Origin of the sequence: Paenibacillus sp. VCA1 (assembly GCF_031583795.1) — a bacterium.
Taxonomy (GTDB): domain Bacteria; phylum Bacillota; class Bacilli; order Paenibacillales; family Paenibacillaceae; genus Paenibacillus_AQ; species Paenibacillus_AQ albilobatus.
Map to the genome: position 1 here is coordinate 51,505 of NZ_JAVLSX010000017.1, position 18,690 is coordinate 70,194.

The window sequence follows — 18,690 nt, forward strand, 5'->3', positions numbered from 1 at the left end:
AAGCCGATGCGATAATGCGGCGGCTAAAAAAGATCATCGAGGCGCATGGAAGGGTTACTTCGACTTCTAATCGGCTTGTCGTTGGTTCGAGTCCAACTTTCTCCAATGGAGGAATAGCTCAGTTGGTAGAGCAGCATGTACCTTTCCGACCAACTTCCTCGATGATCCTTAATAAAAGAATAGCGAAGCGAGGCGCCAGAAAGGGTTACTTCGACTTATATGGGATAAGTATTGATGGTGTCTGTTTTGGCACTAACGGCCTTTTCAAACATTTCCTCGCTTCGTTAAGAAATAACTTAAGCAGCCGGTGAGGCGCTGGGATGGGTTACTTCGAGCTTAATCGAGCAATGGTTTACCCGGGCAATACGGCAGGTTCGACTCCTGCAGCAAACCTTTCCCGCCTTTTCCTCGCCATTGTTACATTGCTTACGATGCCAGTTTTCTTCGAAAACTTTGAGGAGGTCAATCCAGTATGAGTATGGCCAAAAAACTGTTCGGTTCGTTTAGACTGAATACATTCAATAAAGATCACTATCCAGCATTCGCAAGATCCCTGGAGGAGCAGTATTTACAGACGCTGCTGACCAATACCATGAGTAATACCTTTTACGCGGATCAAAATGAACTGCTATCCGATGCAGAACAGCTTCATCAAGAGATGGCGAACAGTAACCCGAATTTTATGGCAAAGGCAATTATATTTGCTCGGAACGAGGGCTTTATGAGACTGCAGCCGTTGTTTGGCTTGGCGATTCTCTCGATTTATCGGCCGGATTTGTTTTCGAAGATCTTCCTGCTCGTGGTTCGGATTCCTTCCGATTTGTCCGACTTCCTAATGATATTGAAAGGTATGGGGCGTGGAGAGGGCGGCCGTGCCGTCAAGCGGCAGGTAAACCGTTTCTTGTCCGGAGTGTCCGAATATTGGGCTATAAAATATAACGGCCGTGGACGCGGCTACAGTTTGGGTGATGCCATTGCAACCGCTCATCCGAAACCGGAAGACTTGAAGCAGCAGGCATTGTTCCGATATTTGCGGGGTCTGGAGGCAAACCTTGCCTTGTTGCCCCAAGTCGAGGCTCTGGAAAATCTGAAGCTCGCCTCAACCGAGGAGGAGCAGATCGCGTGGATCGAACGCGGCAAGCTTCCTTATGAAACGGTTTCGGGTGCAATCAAGCCGTCCAAAGCCGTTTGGGAAGCGCTGCTTTACCAGATGCCGACATTTGCGCTGCTCCGGCATATGAATGCTTTGCAGCGAGCCGGGGTTTTGGAGGATAAACGCAATCTGGACTATGTCGTGAACCGCATAACCGACGAACAGGCACTGAAGAAGGCCAAAATCCTGCCATTCCGTTTAGCAACGGCATTCCGCCAGGTAGATCATCCGGAGCTTCGGGATGCTTTGCGAGAAGCTGCCGAGCTTACGTTCGACAACCTGCCTGAACTCGGAGAAAAGACGGCAATTTTCCTTGATATCTCCGGCTCGATGAACGGCCAGTACTTAGAGATCGGCGCGGTGTTTGCTTTGGCACTGTATAAAAAGACGCAGGGCAGTTCGTTGTTCTGGCTGTTTGATACGGAGGTTGTGGATGCCAAGCCTTCCCGCAAAGACAGTATATTAACACAGGCGGCGCAAATCCATGCCCGTGGAGGAACCGATACAGGTGCGCCTGTTCGGAAGCTGATCCAAGAGCGGAGGAAGGTAGATCAAATCATCATCATCACGGATGAGCAGCAAAACAGCGGCAGTCCGTTTTATGAGCAGCTGAGACTATACCGTTCGAAAGTGAACCGGGACGTGAAGGCATTTATCGTGGATATTGCTCCGTACCGGCATGCGATGGTACCGGATCAAGATCCTCAAACCTTCTACATTTATGGTTGGAGCGATACGGTGCTTTCCTATATCGCGCAGTCAGTTAAAGGCTATTCTTCGCTGGTGGAGCGGGTAGAGGGAGTAAGTTTGGACGGTTAAAATGTTGAATCGGCCTGGATGCCGATCTAAACATGGCGATCAAGGCATTGGAGGGCTGGAACGTTGCTTCTGGGGGCGAGCGGCTTGTTGAAGCGGTCACTCGCTTATCAGAAGTGGAACCTGAAGACTCGGTAAAAGAACGACTTCACAAACTCCGTGAGGCAAAAGGTTTGTAAGTATGGGGAAAGCAATCATTATGTAGGAGTTGAATGGTTATATGGCTTATCAAAATATAGACGGCGTGCGGGTCTGGGGTAATCCCGACAGCGGAGCGCTGGCTCAAGCAAAAACGTGTTCAGAAACAGGCAATGTCGTTCAAACCTTGCTCATGGCAGATCATCATAAGGGCTACAGTCAGCCGATCGGCGGGGTAGTTGTATACGACGGACAAATCTCTCCTTCGGGCGTTGGTTATGATATTGCGTGCGGAAATAAAGCGGTGCGAACCAACCTGTTTGCCCAAGATATAAAGCCCGGATTGAAGAAGATCATGGATGAGATCGCTCGCAAAATCTCCTTCGGAGTAGGTCGTGTCAATAATGAGAGGGTTGACCATGACCTTTTCGATGATCCGGATTGGGCTGTTTACAGAGCAGTAGGACAGCAGGAGCACGACAAGCTGAAAGCATTGGCACAGAGTCAGCTCGGCACAGTCGGCAGTGGCAACCACTTTGTAGACCTGTTTGAAGAAACGGGAACCGGCCGTTTGTGGATTGCGAATCATTTCGGGAGCCGAGGTTTCGGGCATAAGACGGCGAGCGGTTTTATCAACCTGGCTGCCGGCAGAGCGTTTCTCGCGAACGCCCCCGGTGAAAAGATGGACCAGCCACCAGTATTGCTGGATTTGAACAGCGAACTGGGCGATATGTATTACAGAGCGATGAAACTAGCTGGGCGTTATGCCTATGCCGGTAGGGAATATGTGATCCGGCAAGTATTAGCCATACTGGGGACGGATGCGGACCTTGAAGTACATAACCATCATAACTATGCTTGGAAAGAGACCCACAACGGTAGAGAAGTCGTCGTCGTTCGCAAAGGGGCAACCCCGTCTGCACCCGGTCAGGTTGGTTTTATCGGCGGCAGTATGGGAGATATATCCGTAATCGTAAAAGGGAAGGACAGCATAGAGAACAGAGAGTCTTACTACAGCACCGTTCATGGAGCGGGACGAATCATGAGCCGGACCCAAGCGGCAGGCAAAATGAACTGGAAAACCCGCACCCGAAGCGGCGGTCAAATTACTACAGAGCAAATGCTTGAGGCTGTTCGGGATTTCGGTGTTGAGCTGCGCGGCGCAGGTACGGACGAAAGTCCGTTTGTCTACCGCAAGCTTCAAGAAGTGCTGGATGCGCATGCCGAAACAATCGACGTCATGCATGTTCTGAAACCGATTGGTGTTTGCATGGCTGGAGCGAATGAGTTTGATCCGTACAAAGATTGAGGTATTTCCAAGGTTTGATTCGAGGAGGGATATGGTGTTCGTTCATGTTAAGAGTTCCATCACGCCCGGCCTGTAATGGATGATGTGAATTCCCTTGGCTTCTTTGCAGGCTGAGCCTTTTCCCAAGGGGCGTGATGGAATGAAAACCAAATCTAGAAATCGGACTCGAGCGTATTATCGGCATCATCGAAAAAGGGTGATTCAGCGAAGGGGCAGGATCGCTCAGCAGCTCGGATGGCATGTGAAGTTTGCCGGTAACCTTGCTAAGGGTAAGATTCATTGTTCATGCCCTTATTGCAGAAAAAAAACGAGGGAAATGGGATTGCCTAAGTCTGATCTTGTAAGGCTAGAAAGTTTGAATTACGGTTTTGATAAAAAGTAGAATGCTTTTAAAAGTGGGATATGCGGCCGTAGAAGTAGTGTCTACGGCCGTTTATGTTTACAAGCCGAAGATAAGGGAGTAACGAATGATTTTTAAAATAAGACAACAACAAGGAGAAGAGATATAAGTCGCCGGAGAACTTTGATGAATTCGAAAAGATAGATAAGTTGAATTAAGTAGAACTGAACAAAAATCAGGGAGCCACTCCTGTTTTTCCACCAAGACATTTCAGATTCAAATAAAGTCGTGATACAATAAGTAGGGTCGAATATTGAGAAAATGACTGTTTTGTAAGTTTATATATTGAGGCAACGGTGGAAATGCTGGGTTCGGCGTTGTTTCAAAACGATCTCATGAAGGAGTGATCACCATGCAAACAATCAAAGGTAAAGTGGCGTTAATTACAGGAGCAGGGCGTGGAATTGGACGTGCAACAGCAATAGCTTTTGCTCAAGAAGGTATTCACGTAGGTCTTGTTGGACGTACGCTTGAAAATTTACAACACGTAGCAGAGGAACTTAAACAGTATGATGTGAAGGTAGCCATCGCCGCGGCAAATGTAGCGGATTTAGACTCGATCACTGCAGCGGTTGAATCCATTCGCGGAGAGCTTGGAGCCATCGACATTTTAGTAAACAATGCGGGCATCTCCAAATTCGGCAACTTCATGGAATTAACGCCAGAAGAATGGACCAATATTATCGATGTCAATGTAAAAGGCGTGTACTATACAACACGTGCGGTATTACCGGAAATGATAGAGCGCAAAACAGGCGACATCATTAATATCTCCTCAACAGCCGGTCAAAAAGGCGCACCGGTTACAAGTGCATACTCGGCTTCAAAAGCCGCAGTGATCGGATTAAGTGAATCATTAATGCTTGAAGTACGTAAGCATAATATTCGTGTTACAACGTTAACGCCAAGCACGGTGGCAACAGATATGGCTGTTGAGCTCAACTTAACGGACGGCAATCCGGATAAAGTGATGCAAGCAGAGGATTTGGCAGACTTAATGGTTGCACAGCTAAAACTTCATCCACGTGTTTTACTAAAACATGCTGGACTTTGGTCAACCAACCCTTAAAATAATATTCGAAATATCAAGACGCTATCCCTATGTATTTGGGGTGGCGTTTTCCTTTTTATATCATAAAAAGCCAGCCAGCTTGGATTGGTAAAGGGTAGGCAAGAGCCAGATTACCAAGGTAATTCAAGAGTATGCGGTATCATAGGTTGATGTAAACGAGCAAAATCCTCATGCAGTGGACTTTTATGACAGTTTTGGATTTATGGTATTTGGGTGAGCAGAATCCGACGAAAAATTTAAGCGCTTACAATTGGGTTGCATCAATCCTGCAGAAATGAAGAAAGCTCTGGATTACCTGAAGGAACATCCTATGGTGGAACATGCCAACTTCAGAATCCGCTATTCCGGATTTAAAGGCTTAATGTCCTGGCCAAAAAAACTGGAATCTCGGAATAATTACGGGTTCACAAATAGTGCTTACTTACATACATTGAAAATAATACAGTTAAAACCTGTGGATCGTCTCATGGGTGAGCCACAGATAGATACAAGGAGGTATGAAAATGACTAATAAAAAGTTTTCTTTTAAAGCCCTCCCACTTATGGTAGTTTTAGCAGTATTCATATCGACATTTTGCGCAGTCTTACCGGTGAGCGCAGCCGCTAGAGGAGCATGGGCTCCAGATACTTCATATGCAGTAAATGATACGGTAACATATAGTGGAAGTACTTATTCCTGTCTTCAGGCACATACTTCTCTCGTAGGTTGGGAACCACCCAATGTTCCTGCATTATGGCAGAAAGGCGGTAGCGGCGGAACTACGCCACCACCGACAACAAACGGAGTAACATTCTATGCAGATATAAACTATGGTGGAAAAGCAGTAACACTCGGAATAGGCAATTATACGCTGTCCCAGTTGAACGCAAACGGAATTCCGAATGACTGGATGTCCTCTCTCAAGGTTCCTAGCGGCTGGACTGTTGAAGTATATGAGCATGATAATTTTGGAGGAACAAAATGGACCTATACTTCGGATTCTTCCTGGGTCGGCAACGATGTCAATGACAAAATGTCATCGGTAAAAATTTATACGGGATCACCATCTCCTTCAGTAACAAAGCCTTCCGAAGTTCCAAGCAACATATGGACATATGTAATGAATGTGGATAATAGATTTGGCAAAGGCGGAGATTTTGCTTTATTGCTGAGTGCTGTCATCAAAAAGGAAAGTAGCTTTGGAGCAGGCTTACCAGGCAGTCCATCAGCCGGCGACGGATTGATGCAGGTAGAACCAAACACGCGTAATGCTTATTTATCCCAATTTAGCTCAACATTTGGCCGTACTTATAATCACAGCAGTGAACAAGATCAGGTAAGCATGGGCGCACTGATTTTAGATGAAAAGATTGTTAAATTCGGCAACATATATAACGGCTTATTGCACTATAACGGAGGAGATTACTGGTATCCGGGAGCTACAGATTCTTATGGCCGTCCTATTCTGGCAAATCTATATGCAGATGAAGTTTATGCAACATATAAGGGTTATGGCGGTAAGAACTAGAATGAATTAAAGAAAGTTACATCTTTGACACGGAGATTCCCTATAGATCAAGGAGAAGCTCAAGCAAAAATAGCTTGGGCTTTTGGTGCGCTTGGCAGCGCAATCGACTAACGTATGAAAGTCCCGAGCATACCGCAGGTGGCGGAAGTGCAAAGCCGACATGCAGTGCGTAAGGTCAGTTCTGCTTTCTCCCTATATTTGGTTATATCGATAATAACGCTTGTGTCCAGCCATCAAAAAGAAGCCAAGAGCGAACATCGCCCTGGGCTTCTTCTTTGGCAGCTGGCTAATACTATCAGTATGTCCATATCACCTCGGTATTATGCATGGGCGATTTTCCAAGTCTTACATGATAAATAGACAAAGGACTTAAAGCGGTGAAGCGGTCACGGCGTAGCACACTCCGAAAGGAGGTGTTGCCATGGCCGCACTTGTGGCGCTACAGGATATCCTCAAATGGATCGCGGCTTTACTAAGCCTTGCGTTTAGTATTCGGAAGCTCTATCGATGGATTAAACGGAAGCTAAACAAGCGAAAACCCACCGCATGAGGTTGCCGCCTAACGGTGGGTTTCGCTTAGATTAATTCTTTGCGCGCCGTGGGTTCCACAGCCTTTTGTCCTGCGAGTCTTTGCCGCTGAAACGGCAAAGGCTCTTTTTAGTGTATGCCGAAAAATTGTTTCTTTATACTTAAATTCTATCACTTGTCCGCTGCTGATCAAATGATTTTGGAAGGGGTCGGCTGCAGGAGGATATTTGGTAAGCGAGTATTGGCGAGATGGATAGAGAAGTTCATACCTATTTTCTTTTGAATTGGTTAAAGGGCTGTATGGCGAAAGAGGGATGGCGACAGCTCGTTCGTGAAGTTTGTAAGCATGCGTAGTTAGTTTAGATCCAATAGAACGGCTAGCAAGGGAGATGAGAACTTGAGCCTTCCGCTCATGTGGAGAGCATGGCTTGGCTGGATTTAGTATAATGTAAAGAGAACGAATTTCTGATTGGGGAATGGGTTCTTTTTCCTATAGGCATGACAAGATAAAAATTTCCGTTTAATTTGATATATAATATTGTCAGGAAGAACTGTAAATAAATTATTTTTGAAGAAGCTGCTTGGTTGGATGACCAAGTGTACTCCTGTTTAATCAATAAGTTATTAGGCATGATATAAGTGGACAAGAAGTCGAACATTAGGCGCAATATTTTGGGTCAACGTTTGAAGCTGTATTCTAGAAAGGATTTGAGTTTGAAGTGAACAACAATTTTTGGCTTGATTTACCCCGGCCTTTTTTTGTGCTTGCACCGATGGAGGATGTGACGCACGTTGTTTTTCGTCATGTCGTAAGTAAAGCAGGAAGACCGGATGTGTTTTTTACGGAGTTTACGAATACGGAGAGCTATTGTCACCCGGAAGGCAATCATAGCGTGCGCGGCCGTTTGCTCTTTACCGAGGATGAACAACCGATGGTTGCGCATATTTGGGGCGATAAGCCGGAGTATTTTGAACAGATGAGTATCGGTATGGCGAAGTTGGGATTTAAAGGGATCGATATCAATATGGGTTGTCCTGTCCATAATGTGGCATGCAATGGGAAGGGAAGCGGCTTAATTCTCCGGCCAGAGGTTGCGGCTGACATCATCCAAGCAGCCAAGGCAGGAGGATTGCCTGTCAGCGTGAAGACCAGACTTGGTTTCACGAGGGTGGATGAATGGCAGGACTGGCTGACCCATATTTTGAAGCAGGATATCGCTAACCTTTCGATCCATTTGCGTACAAGAGAGGAAATGAGCCGAGTCGATGCGCATTGGGAACTGATTCCTGAAATTAAGGAACTTCGGGATCGTGTGGCGCCGCATACGCTGCTTACGATTAATGGAGATATTCCTGACCGTCAAACAGGCTTGAAGCTGGCTGAACAATATGGCGTGGATGGGATCATGATCGGGCGCGGTATTTTTAAAAATCCGTTTGCCTTTGAAAAAGAGCCGAGGGAACATAGTAGCAGCGAATACCTTGATCTTTTAAGATTGCAGCTGGATCTCCATGATCATTATTCCCAACAATTAGAGGTCCGTCCATTCAAAGCTCTTCATCGCTTTTTCAAGATTTATGTCAAAGGGTTCAGAGGAGCAAGCGAACTAAGAAATCAATTGATGAGCACGAAGTCTACCGATGAAGTACGCGCCCTTCTGGACGAATTTGCGCAGCATATGGATGAGGGTGGAGAAAGTTAAATAAGGAATGCGGAGTAACTCCGTCCCTTAGGGGATGGAGTTTTTTGCGTTTGTGTTGTACTGAAGGGCATATTATGATCAGTGTACGATATTCATGATCCATATGGAGTGATGACCTTGAGATACACCGATTACATCCGCCTGAAAACAGGCAGATACCAATCTGTAGGAAAGTTTGGCGACGATATCTATGCGTATGAGGTTAACTATGGACAGGAAATGGCAGGTTCGATGATCTATGAACGTTGATCGGTTTTCTGCAGCTATTAAGCTAACGGGCAGGATTATTGATATTTTAAGGAGGTAACAAAGTAGTGCATGAGAACGTAAAATGGTATTCTGTAAAACTTTTGTTTGAAGCTAAAATCACTGGTGAGCCAAATCCCTTAACGATCGATGACGCTTATGATGAATCGAAAATTTACGAAGAAAGGTTATATCTTATACATGCCGATTCATTTGAGGAAGCGTATGAAAAGGCAGAATGTGAAGCCAAAGATTCAGAAACCAAGCATTTCAATCCTTATGGTGAACTAGTGGAGTGGGTGTATGTCCAACCATTAGATTGTTTTCATCTTTTTGACGATGAGATTAGAGATAAAACGGAGATTTACTCCAGACAGTTTGATGTGTCAAAAGACAAAAGTATGAGTGAGGTTTTACAGCGGTTTTATCCAGAAGTTCATGAGGAAGAATAGTTCAACGCGGAGATCTATTAAGCTAGCGGCAGTTTAAATTAGCAATCCATAATAAAACAGCCTGAACTGAAATGTTGTAAAGTGTAGTTAATGGCAAGCATACCACATGAACAAAGGAGAACTGAAAATGAGGAAACTTGTTTTATTTTTGCATTCATCGCTTGACGGGTTTGTAGAAGGGCCAAACGGCGAAATGGACATTGGCTGGGTTTCCTACGATGCTGATTTGGAGAAACATGCGAAAGAAATTCTGAGTACTGCCGACACGGTCATTTGGGGGCGTGGGACTTATCAGATGATGCACAGTTACTGGCCATCTGTGCCTTCGAACCCATCAGCTTCGCAGCATGAACGGGATCATGCCGAGTGGATCGAAAAGACAGCCAAAATCGTTTTTTCCACAACGCTGGAGAAAGTCGAGTGGAACAATTCCAGACGGGTGAAAGAAGATGTCGAGGAAGAGATCAAGAAACTCAAACAGCAGCCAGGCAGAGATATGGTCATCCTCGGCAGTTCCTAGGTTCGCGCACTACCTTATGGGGCTTGATTTAATTGATGAGTATAAGATCACGGTTTCTCCTGTCCTGATCGGCAGCGGGTTGCGGTTATTCCAAGGCCTCAAAGAGAAGGTCAATCTTAAACTTATCGAAAACAAAACTTTTGATTCCGGGGCCATTGGTCTCGTTTACCAGGCGGTTAGATGACCTTGTTTCGTAGAATGCGTAGATGGGCTACGAAAATAAGGAAGATGCCCAGCGATTAATTCAAAACGCTTCTGTCATTTTTTTATGCGGTGGAAATACTGTTTTGCAGAACGATTTTTTGGTTGAATATGAATTATCGGATGCGATTAAGAACAGCAATGCCTTTATAATGGGTGCCAGCGCTGGTGCTCTGCAAAATGGTTACGCTCGAAAAACGCTGGCTATATAGATGAAACAAATACTATTTATGATAGTATAGGCTTTGATCGTTTTGCCTATGAATCTCATTCTAGACTCTACTACGCCGCGCTGGTTCAAGGCTACCTGTTCCCCTTGTCTGAGGAGATTGATGTTTATGCGTCAGAACAGGAGAGCGCTATGCGTGTAAAGGACGGCAAAATAGATATAATGAGTAATGTATATTTAATTTCCCACTCAAAGATTCAGAAATTGGTTGAGACGCTCTAATTAGGGTGAGTGCCTGTGACCTAACAGAATTAATTCCTTTTGACTATTATTGGAATACTGTTTGTAAACAGATGCAATCTTAATATCCCAAGGACTTATTGTCGAGCAGAAATAATAAATCTTTTAGACCGCCTTCAATGGCGGTCTTTCTATGCTCGGCGGATGCTAGCTGCTCATTTTATTGAACTAACGGGAAACCATAGTTGCATAAACGACTAAGACGAAACTGCCGGCGCTGATTGGTAGCTTCATTAAGCTAAACTGGCAGATTTATTTACATAGTGGGTCTAGCTTCTCTTTTGGACAAAGGTTATTATTGGAAGAATTACTTGTGAGGAGAGATGCAGATGTCGGACATACAGGCAATTGTATTAGACTTGGACGGAACATTGCTCGGCAGTGATAAATCCATATCACCAAGAAATTATCAGACAGTTAAAAGATGTTATGATTCTGGAATTCATATTATTGTTGCCACGGCTCGACCGCCTAGAGCAGCTAATCAATTTGTAAAGAATTTTCCTTTTGTAGACTACTTGGTTTATTACAATGGTGCTCTAATAGCATGCAAGTCTAAGCAAACTCAGCGGCACATTAGTATCCCTATGGAGATTAGCCAGCAGATCAACAATTTCATCGAGTTACATGCACCTCAATCGATAATTAATTACGAGGTCAATGACTCATGCTATACGTGTACACCAATTCCTGACTCGCAACTTAGTCATTTCGGTATCCGTTCAAATGATCCTAAACCCCTGGTTGTTGATAAGGATTTTATTAGTTCACTATCTCCAACCAAAATATTGGTTCATGGTTACAGCACATGGATGGATGTTATCGAGCAATTCGGTGATCATGTGAACGTAATCGCAACTGATGGAGGAGTATTGGTTCAAATCATGCAAAAATCAGCCTCAAAGGAAGAAGCCGTGCAATGGGTGCTTAATGATATCGGGGTGAAGTCAGAAAATGTAATGGTTTTCGGGGATGACTTTAACGATTTAGGACTATTCCATAAGTGCGGATTTCCGATCGCTATGGAAAATGCAATAATTGAGCTGAAAAATTGTGCAAAACACATTACCGAATCAAATGATAACGATGGTGTTGCTGTTGCTCTTGAGAAGTTTGTGATGTAATCAATTGCAGATAATGATTCACCTAACGGGTACGTTAGTTCAATCTAACTTAATGTTGAGCAGGCCACAGCAGCCTGCTCATATGATTAAGCTAACGTGCAGCATAGTTCAAGAATCAATCGCGGGAAACCGTATCTTATAGAAATGTAATGTTAGAGAAGCCTGCGGTCACTTCGCCGATCCCGCTGCTTGCCCCTGTAATGGCGACCACTTTACCCGAATTCCCGACATAATCTCCCGTCCTATTCCTCGAAATCGGTACTCATCGTTGTTTCTTTCCAATTCTCAATATCGTTAAGCATGTCGCCCAATTTTGCGGTTGCTACCGCATATGCGTCTTTGCCCAGCAATAAACGCAATGGCGGATTGGGGAGCTCGGCAACTTGAATGACCGCTTCCGCCAGCTTGGCCGGATTTCCCATCTCCTGCCCGCTTGGTCGGTTGATCCTTGGTCCGACCGTTTCCATATACGCCGTTATCGCGGTTTGCGTTCGGTTTGCAGATCGTCCGGCCCAATCGGTTCGGAAAGCCCCAGGTTCGATAAGCGTAACATGGATTCCGAGAGGCGCTACTTCCTTTGCAAGGCTTTCGGAAATGCCTTCGACCGCGAATTTCGTTGCATTATAATAGCCAACGGACGGGAATGCGGCAATGCCTCCGACGGATGAAAAGTTAATGATGTGGCCGGAGTTTTGACTTCTGAAATGAGGCAGGACCTCTTGAGTTACCGCCATCAATCCCCAGAAGTTGATCTCGAACATTCTCCGCGCTTCTTCTTCAACGCTTTCTTCAACCGTGCTGAAATAGCCGATGCCGGCATTGTTGACTAGGACATCTATTGTGCCGAATTTCTCCAAAGCCGTCTGCACGGTAGCCCGGACTTGAGCTTTGTCCGTCACGTCCAGTTGAAGTATCAATACATGCTCCGGATGCTCTGCGGCCAAATCCTCTATTTGAGCCGGGTTTCTAGCGGTGGCAACGACGTTATATCCCGTAGAAATGGCTTTTTCGGCGATTTCTCGGCCAAATCCGGTGGAACAGCCTGTAATGAACCAGGTCTTTTTCTGCGGTTGATTCTCGGGCATTTTCATTCCTACTTTCTTATCCGATTTAATCTATTCAAAGGTCGCGATTACTTTTCTCATTTTATTGGATTAGCAGCTTGATCGGGTAGCCTAATACTCGTTCGTTATTGCCTAATCCTACAAAGGTAGATAAGATATGGATATCTCCATTTGCAGAAAGGAATTATTGAGGATGGACATTTCGGTATCACAAACGAAACTTTTAACGTACCAATATGAATTGGTATCCATGATTTGCAAGCATGCGCTTTCTGATGGCACCCACCATACTTCGATTCCTTCTCTGCGATTAATTCGCCAGTCTCATGTATCCGAACCCGTTCATACCGTTTATGAGCCGTCTTTGTGCATTATTGCCCAAGGCTCAAAAATAGCTTTATTGGCAAAGGAAAGCTATCAATACGATGAGACTTCCTATCTGGTAGCTTCCGTCCATTTGCCGATTACCGGACAGATTATGAAGGCCACTTCGGAAAAACCTTATTTATGCGTTCAGATCACATTCCAATTGGACGAAATTCTGGATACGATAAAGACTTCCCATCAAACATGGAACGGGAACTCAAATGCCAGGCGCGGTATCTTCGTAAAAAAATCGAATCCTCAGTTCCTTAATGCGGTATTGAGGCTTGTTGAGCTCTTGGATACTCCCGAGGATATTCCCGCTCTGGCTCCGCTCGTCGTACGGGAAATTCTTTACCGAGTCCTGCAGGGCGAGCAAGGGGATCTCATCAAACAATTTGCGATGCTGGGCAGTCATGCGAACCGGATCTCGCGAGTCATTCACCTCATTCATCGAGACTTCTCCAAGCCGCTTAGCATTGAAGATCTGGCTAAAGATGCCAATATGAGCCCCTCATCTTTGCACAGCCATTTCAAGAAAGTCACGGCTATGAGCCCGTTGCAATATCAAAAGATTTTAAGGCTGCAAGAGGCTCGACGGCTGCTGCTTTCAGAAACATCGGAAGCAGCCGATGCCGGCTTCCAAGTCGGATATGAGAGCCCCTCCCAGTTCAATCGAGAGTACGCCAGAATGTTTGGATTGCCGCCGATAAGAGATATGAAGAGAGTTCGAGATTACTTAACAGGGGCGAACTGATACGAGAAGGCGGAAACCTTCGTCTTGAAGGAGCAGGCCGTACAAAAAGGCATTCCTGAGGACATCGGCATCGTGCTGTTGACCGAAATGGGAGATTATTTGTTTAAGTGGCTGGAAGCAAGCGTGCCCGCGCTGGATCATGCCAGACTGTCGATTTCCTGGTTTGAGTCTAAAAGAAAAGAAGACAACAGGATGCCCCTGTGTGTCTTCTTTTTTAGTTTACGATTTTAGTCAGTTGAGCACGCGATAGCGTGCGAAACATAAAACTAGTGGGTGTAGGTTTTAAATCAGCCTATTCGCATGGCTTTAGCCTTGGATTGGCTTGATCGTATCACGTAAGACCAAGCTTGTAGGCAGCATGACTTTCTTGCTGCCGTAAGACGAGCCCTCGGTAAGTTCCAGCAGCAGTTTCGCACTTTCATACCCGAGGACGTCGAAATATTGCTTCACGGTACTCAAGGCGACCTTGGCGAATTTGGAGCTCTCGAAATCGTCAAAACCCATGAGGGATACTTGTTCGGGGATACGAATGTCTAGCGCGGTGAGCTCCTCGATGACCTCCAGGGCCCGCTTGTCGTTGGCGCAGAACAGAGCGGTCAGCTCTCCGCTTTGGATCAGGCGCGCAAGCTCGGCGTAGTCCAGTTCCTTATCAAGAAACAAAAGCGAATCGGGGACCGGAATGGCCGCATTCGACATGGCATTGCAGTAACCGTTATATCTCTCGACCTCCGGGCTTAAATGGTAGTCGTAAGCCGCAAATCCGATTCGCCGATGACCTTGCTGTATCAAGTATTCTACGGCTTCATAAGCACCGTCGTGGTTGTTGCAGGTGACGACGTTGACCGGGTAGCCGGAAGGGGAACGATCCAGCATCACGAACGGAATCGACTTTTTGCGAATTTCCCCGAGATAACCCTTCGCCGCTTCGGGATCGGAAGAATAGATAAGCAACCCCCGCAGTTCCGTTTGAATCAGTCCCAGGACGAGCTCGCGTTCCTGTTCGAAGTCGTTCTCCACGAATTCGACGATCAGCTTGCAGCCATGCTTGCCCAGAAAGGACTGTATGCCCCTCATAATCTGCATATACGAACTATCGTACAGGTCGACGCCGGAGATGACGAAGGCGACCAGATTCGAAGTCTTTTCGGAGATGGCGGGTTGGCTGGCGACAAAACTCCCCTTCCCCCTAACGCGGTAGATCACGCCCTCGTTGACCAGCTCTGACAGCGCCTTACGCACCGTGATGGAACTGACGTCCAACAGCTTGGAAAATTCCGACTCGCTTGGAATCCGGTCGTCCTTCGTAAATTCCTGATTCTCGATCTGGGATAAGACATAGTCTTTTACCATCTGGTACTTTGGCTGAGCCAAGTCCTTATTGCTCAAAGCAGGTTCACCTCGTATCAACATTTCCTCAATTATAACGCATATCTCTTTAAAAAGTATACGTAATTCCGGTTATCTTGTAAAAGGGCTTTGTCGAATGACCGATTCATGTTCAGAAATGAAGTAGAAAAGGAGCGAAATTTATAGAATACGTTTGAATTTCATGATGGTCTGTATTACGATGGGGTTGGATAATGTATGTGTTTTTATAAAGTTATTATAATAACCTTGGACGAATAACCATTTGCAAAATGAAGGGTAAGATACCACGCTCCTGATCGGACATGAAAAAGAGCTGCCGGGGAATCCGGCAGCTCGATGCTTGGAGCTTCATTTAGAAGGTGACAATGGCGCCTTCCTTTTCGAACGGGTAGTCGATGACGATGCGCGCTGCTTCGGTATCGCCGATCCCGCTGTACAGATTAACCTTGCCGTCGGGACGCATTTCGATGCCGGCGGTGAACGCGCAGTCGGTCAGATGCGCCTTCTTGGCGGGGCCGTCCGGATAACAAAGACGGGTGCCGATGATTTTCAAATCCGAGAATTGATTCGTCTGCGGGTCCAATACGAAGGCCATATTCATATAGGTCGATCGGTCTCCTTGAGCGTAACAGATATGGCCGATGACGCCGATCTTGCCGCTTTCCAGCAAGTATGCCTGGTTGCAGCCGCCCCACTCATCCTTGCCGAACAGTCCGCGGATATACGGGGCGTTCTCGATGACTTCCCGGGACAGGTCGCCCAGGCTATCGATGACCGTGAATCCGACTAAGGATTCGCTTCCGAATTCCTTGCGCACCTCTTCGCTGCGCGGTCTGGAGAAGACGCCGATCTTACCGCCTTGGAGCTCGACGAGCCGAATATCCTTCATATAATCCGGACCGGTCGTGAAATAGAAGAGATCATGAAGATCGCGGCCTTTATAGAAATAACCGTAGAAGGTTTCGAGCCGTCCCAGGTTGTAACGAACATGCGTACCACCGAGTACGAGCTGTTTGTCGATTACGCTAATATAAGGGTCTTCCAGCTGATAAATCATCGTATTCGGCACGACGGTCCATTCGTCCGGACCGCTCTGCTCGAACAGGCGCACCCAAGATCTCGCCCACTCTTGCCGTCTCTCTACGCGTCCATACATGTAACGCTTGCCGTTCCATTCGAACGGAATCGAGGGATTGTAGACATCGAAGCCTTCGACTCCGCGGAAGACAAGCTTGGCGCTTTCATAAATATGTTTGTTTTCTTCGAATTGCTGACGCAGTTTGAGTAAGTTCATTCGTGGCAAATCTCCTTTCAGACTTCAATAACGCATTCATCCTATTTAGTTCACATCCATCCTAACCGAAATTTTTGCTCCCAATCTTGCTCCATTTTGGAATGCATTATGGTGTTTTGACCTTGGAGGAGCTAACCGCCGTACAAACAAGGAGGGGAAAGTAATGATGAAGCTTTTTGCGGCAGACGGCATTGATTCGGAAATTCAGGCCCACTATCGTTTGATCTCTTCGGTGCGCGATACGATCGGCATGCATACGCATGACTTCTTTGAATTGTTTCTTATTCTGAAGGGAAGCGTCGTGCATGTCATTAACGGCACACGTCAGCTGCTGGAAGAGAACGCGCTCGTGTTCATACGCGACCGGGACGTTCATTGCTATGAGCAGACGATGGGCGGCGATTGCCAGTTCATCAATTTGTCGTTCAATCGGGAGGTTCTGGACGACCTGATTTCTTTCCTGGGAGAAGGGTTCCCGAGCGAAAGGCTGCTTGAGCCGGCCATGCCGCCGTCGACCCTGCTGTCCAAAACGGAGAAGGAATACGTGCGGTACCGGCTGGACCAGCTGAGTCTGATCCCGCAGGAGAAGAAGCCGGCCGTCAAAGCGGAGGTTCGAGCCATCTTGACCGACCTGTTCTCCCGGTACATCAAGGCCGAAGCGGATCCGATCGAACGAACCGGACAGCCCGAATGGTTCAAGGCCCTATGTAGAGAAGCCAAAAAGAAAGAGCACTTCACGCGGGGAACGGCGGCCCTTGTCGGGTTGTCGGGCAAATCGCATGCTTACGTATGCAGAATGTTCAGAAAGCATCTGGGCATGTCCCCGACCCAATACATTAACGAGTTGAGAATGTCATACGCCGAGAATTTGCTGCTAAACACCGATATGGAAATCGTGGATATCAGCCTGGAGATCGGACTCGATAACATCAGCTACTTTTATGACCTGTTCAAGCGGAAGCATAACCTAACGCCCCATCGATATCGCCAGTTCGGCATAATAAACAGATAGTATACTAATAATCAAAGAAGGGTCAGGTGTTTTTATATATTGACGCAGTAAATAGTATGTGTTATTTTTTAACCTATCATAATAACTTCGAAAAACGTCATGGGGGAACGATCTGTGTAGGACGGTAGCTGGAAGCTATACGTTTTCGATGCAAGTCTGGAGGTGAAAATGAATGCGTTTACATAAAAGGCGAACCCAATGGCCAAGCTCATGGATCTGCGAGCCATCGTGTCATTCGTATCCAGCCGCGACATGTTAACCGTCAGGAGGTGTTTCCTTGAAAACCAATAACAGGCTCGTCGCCAGGATCGTCAGGCACCGCTACTTATACCTTATGGTGCTTCCCGGCTTTTTGACGCTGTTAGTCTTTCACTATTTTCCGATGTACGGAATTTTAATCGCATTCAAAGATTTTAATGCTTCCAAGGGGATATGGGGGAGCGAATGGGTGGGGTTCAAGTACTTCGCTTCCTTTTTCAACGATCCCATGGCGTTCAGGGTTTTAAAGAACACGTTGCTTCTCGGTTTGTATACTTTGTTATGGTCATTCCCGGCGCCGATTATATTGGCTCTACTGTTTAATGAGCTGAGAAACAAGGGCTTTAAGAAGCTTGTACAGACGGTTTCTTATTTCCCGCATTTTATTTCCGTCGTCATCGTTGCGGGCATGCTGAAGGAATTTACTGCGAGAGACGGTTTGTTCAACCAAATTGTCGCCTTTTTTGGCGGGGACCCTATCATGTTTCTTCTCGAGCCGGGTTATTTCCGGACGATCTTCATCTCTTCCGGCATATGGCAGGGCGTCGGGTTCGGGACGATCATCTACCTTGCCGCATTAAGCGGAATTGACCCTACGCTGTATGACGTGGCCGAGGTGGACGGCGCCAGCCGATGGAAGAAGGTCGTGCACATCACATGGCCGTCGCTCAAACCGACCACGATCATTTTGCTGATTTTCGCCGTGGGGGGCATCCTCGGAAGCGACTTCCAAAAGATCATTTTGCTTTATTCGCCTGAGACTTACGAGGTAGCGGATGTCATCGGGTCCTATGTATATCGTCAAGGTATACTAGGCGCGCAATACGAGTATACGACGGCGATTGGATTATTCATGTCGGCCATATCCTTCATTATTCTTTTCTTGACCAATTGGATCAGCCGGAGAGTTTCAGAAACGAGTTTGTTCTAGGTGG

Annotated in this window: 16 protein-coding genes and 2 pseudogenes; 15 read left to right on the top strand and 3 right to left on the bottom strand. The window is 46.4% G+C overall.

Annotated features, from left to right (window positions below):
- Positions 1-472: 472 nt before the first annotated feature.
- The 11 genes and pseudogenes from RJP21_RS27570 to RJP21_RS27620 all read left to right on the top strand — a co-directional run bounded on the left by RJP21_RS27570 (position 473) and on the right by RJP21_RS27620 (position 11,639).
- Complete coding sequence (locus RJP21_RS27570; protein WP_310862123.1) at positions 473-1,972, top strand: TROVE domain-containing protein; 1,500 nt, start codon at positions 473-475, stop codon at positions 1,970-1,972.
- Positions 1,973-2,004: 32 nt separating this feature from the next.
- Entirely contained in the window at positions 2,005-2,148 is a 144-nt protein-coding gene (locus RJP21_RS27575; protein WP_310862124.1) for a hypothetical protein, read from the top strand.
- 41 nt (positions 2,149-2,189) lie between these two features.
- On the top strand, positions 2,190-3,416 hold the full coding sequence (locus tag RJP21_RS27580) for an RtcB family protein (protein ID WP_310862125.1): 1,227 nt from the start codon (positions 2,190-2,192) through the stop codon (positions 3,414-3,416).
- Between the two features lie 752 nt (positions 3,417-4,168).
- Positions 4,169-4,885, top strand: a complete 717-nt coding sequence (locus tag RJP21_RS27585; RefSeq protein WP_160044986.1) for a 3-ketoacyl-ACP reductase — start codon at positions 4,169-4,171, stop codon at positions 4,883-4,885.
- A 506-nt stretch (positions 4,886-5,391) separates the two neighbouring features.
- Positions 5,392-6,396 carry a carbohydrate-binding protein gene (locus RJP21_RS27590; protein WP_310862126.1) on the top strand — a complete coding sequence of 335 codons (1,005 nt, stop codon included), beginning with the start codon at positions 5,392-5,394 and terminating at the stop codon, positions 6,394-6,396.
- Positions 6,397-7,643: 1,247 nt separating this feature from the next.
- Positions 7,644-8,627, top strand: a complete 984-nt coding sequence (locus tag RJP21_RS27595) for a tRNA dihydrouridine synthase (protein WP_310862127.1) — start codon at positions 7,644-7,646, stop codon at positions 8,625-8,627.
- 117 nt (positions 8,628-8,744) lie between these two features.
- A complete protein-coding gene (locus RJP21_RS27600) occupies positions 8,745-8,876 on the top strand; it encodes a hypothetical protein (protein WP_310862128.1) in 132 nt (43 codons plus the stop codon).
- A 65-nt stretch (positions 8,877-8,941) separates the two neighbouring features.
- Positions 8,942-9,325: a DUF4288 domain-containing protein gene (locus tag RJP21_RS27605; RefSeq protein ID WP_310862129.1), complete on the top strand. Its 384-nt coding sequence runs from the start codon at positions 8,942-8,944 to the stop codon at positions 9,323-9,325.
- 127 nt (positions 9,326-9,452) lie between these two features.
- Positions 9,453-10,029, top strand: a pseudogene (locus RJP21_RS27610) (dihydrofolate reductase family protein).
- Between the two features lie 37 nt (positions 10,030-10,066).
- A pseudogene (locus tag RJP21_RS27615) lies at positions 10,067-10,497 on the top strand (cyanophycinase); the annotation flags it as partial.
- A gap of 347 nt (positions 10,498-10,844) precedes the next feature.
- The gene (locus RJP21_RS27620; protein ID WP_310862130.1) at positions 10,845-11,639 is read left to right on the top strand and encodes a Cof-type HAD-IIB family hydrolase; all 795 of its coding nucleotides are present in this window, start codon (positions 10,845-10,847) and stop codon (positions 11,637-11,639) included.
- Positions 11,640-11,881: 242 nt separating this feature from the next.
- On the opposite strand, the gene RJP21_RS27625 is transcribed toward RJP21_RS27620, so the two are convergent.
- A complete protein-coding gene (locus RJP21_RS27625; protein WP_310862131.1) occupies positions 11,882-12,724 on the bottom strand; it encodes an oxidoreductase in 843 nt (280 codons plus the stop codon).
- A 172-nt stretch (positions 12,725-12,896) separates the two neighbouring features.
- On the opposite strand from RJP21_RS27625, the gene RJP21_RS27630 reads away from it, so the two are divergent.
- Both RJP21_RS27630 and RJP21_RS27635 read left to right on the top strand, forming a co-directional pair.
- Entirely contained in the window at positions 12,897-13,823 is a 927-nt protein-coding gene (locus RJP21_RS27630; RefSeq protein ID WP_310862132.1) for an AraC family transcriptional regulator, read from the top strand.
- Between the two features lie 24 nt (positions 13,824-13,847).
- Complete coding sequence (locus RJP21_RS27635; RefSeq protein WP_310862133.1) at positions 13,848-14,054, top strand: hypothetical protein; 207 nt, start codon at positions 13,848-13,850, stop codon at positions 14,052-14,054.
- A gap of 75 nt (positions 14,055-14,129) precedes the next feature.
- Here RJP21_RS27635 and RJP21_RS27640 read toward each other — a convergent pair whose 3' ends face one another.
- Both RJP21_RS27640 and RJP21_RS27645 read right to left on the bottom strand, forming a co-directional pair.
- Positions 14,130-15,209, bottom strand: a complete 1,080-nt coding sequence (locus RJP21_RS27640) for a substrate-binding domain-containing protein (protein ID WP_310862134.1) — start codon at positions 15,207-15,209, stop codon at positions 14,130-14,132.
- A gap of 334 nt (positions 15,210-15,543) precedes the next feature.
- Positions 15,544-16,485 carry an MTP-1 family protein gene (locus tag RJP21_RS27645; RefSeq protein WP_310862135.1) on the bottom strand — a complete coding sequence of 314 codons (942 nt, stop codon included), beginning with the start codon at positions 16,483-16,485 and terminating at the stop codon, positions 15,544-15,546.
- Between the two features lie 163 nt (positions 16,486-16,648).
- Here RJP21_RS27645 and RJP21_RS27650 point away from each other — a divergent pair, with 163 nt between their 5' ends.
- Both RJP21_RS27650 and RJP21_RS27655 read left to right on the top strand, forming a co-directional pair.
- Positions 16,649-17,497, top strand: coding sequence for a helix-turn-helix domain-containing protein (locus RJP21_RS27650; RefSeq protein WP_310862136.1), 849 nt, complete (start codon positions 16,649-16,651; stop codon positions 17,495-17,497).
- Positions 17,498-17,831: 334 nt separating this feature from the next.
- The gene (locus RJP21_RS27655; protein ID WP_160045632.1) at positions 17,832-18,686 is read left to right on the top strand and encodes an ABC transporter permease; all 855 of its coding nucleotides are present in this window, start codon (positions 17,832-17,834) and stop codon (positions 18,684-18,686) included.
- Positions 18,687-18,690 lie beyond the last annotated feature (4 nt).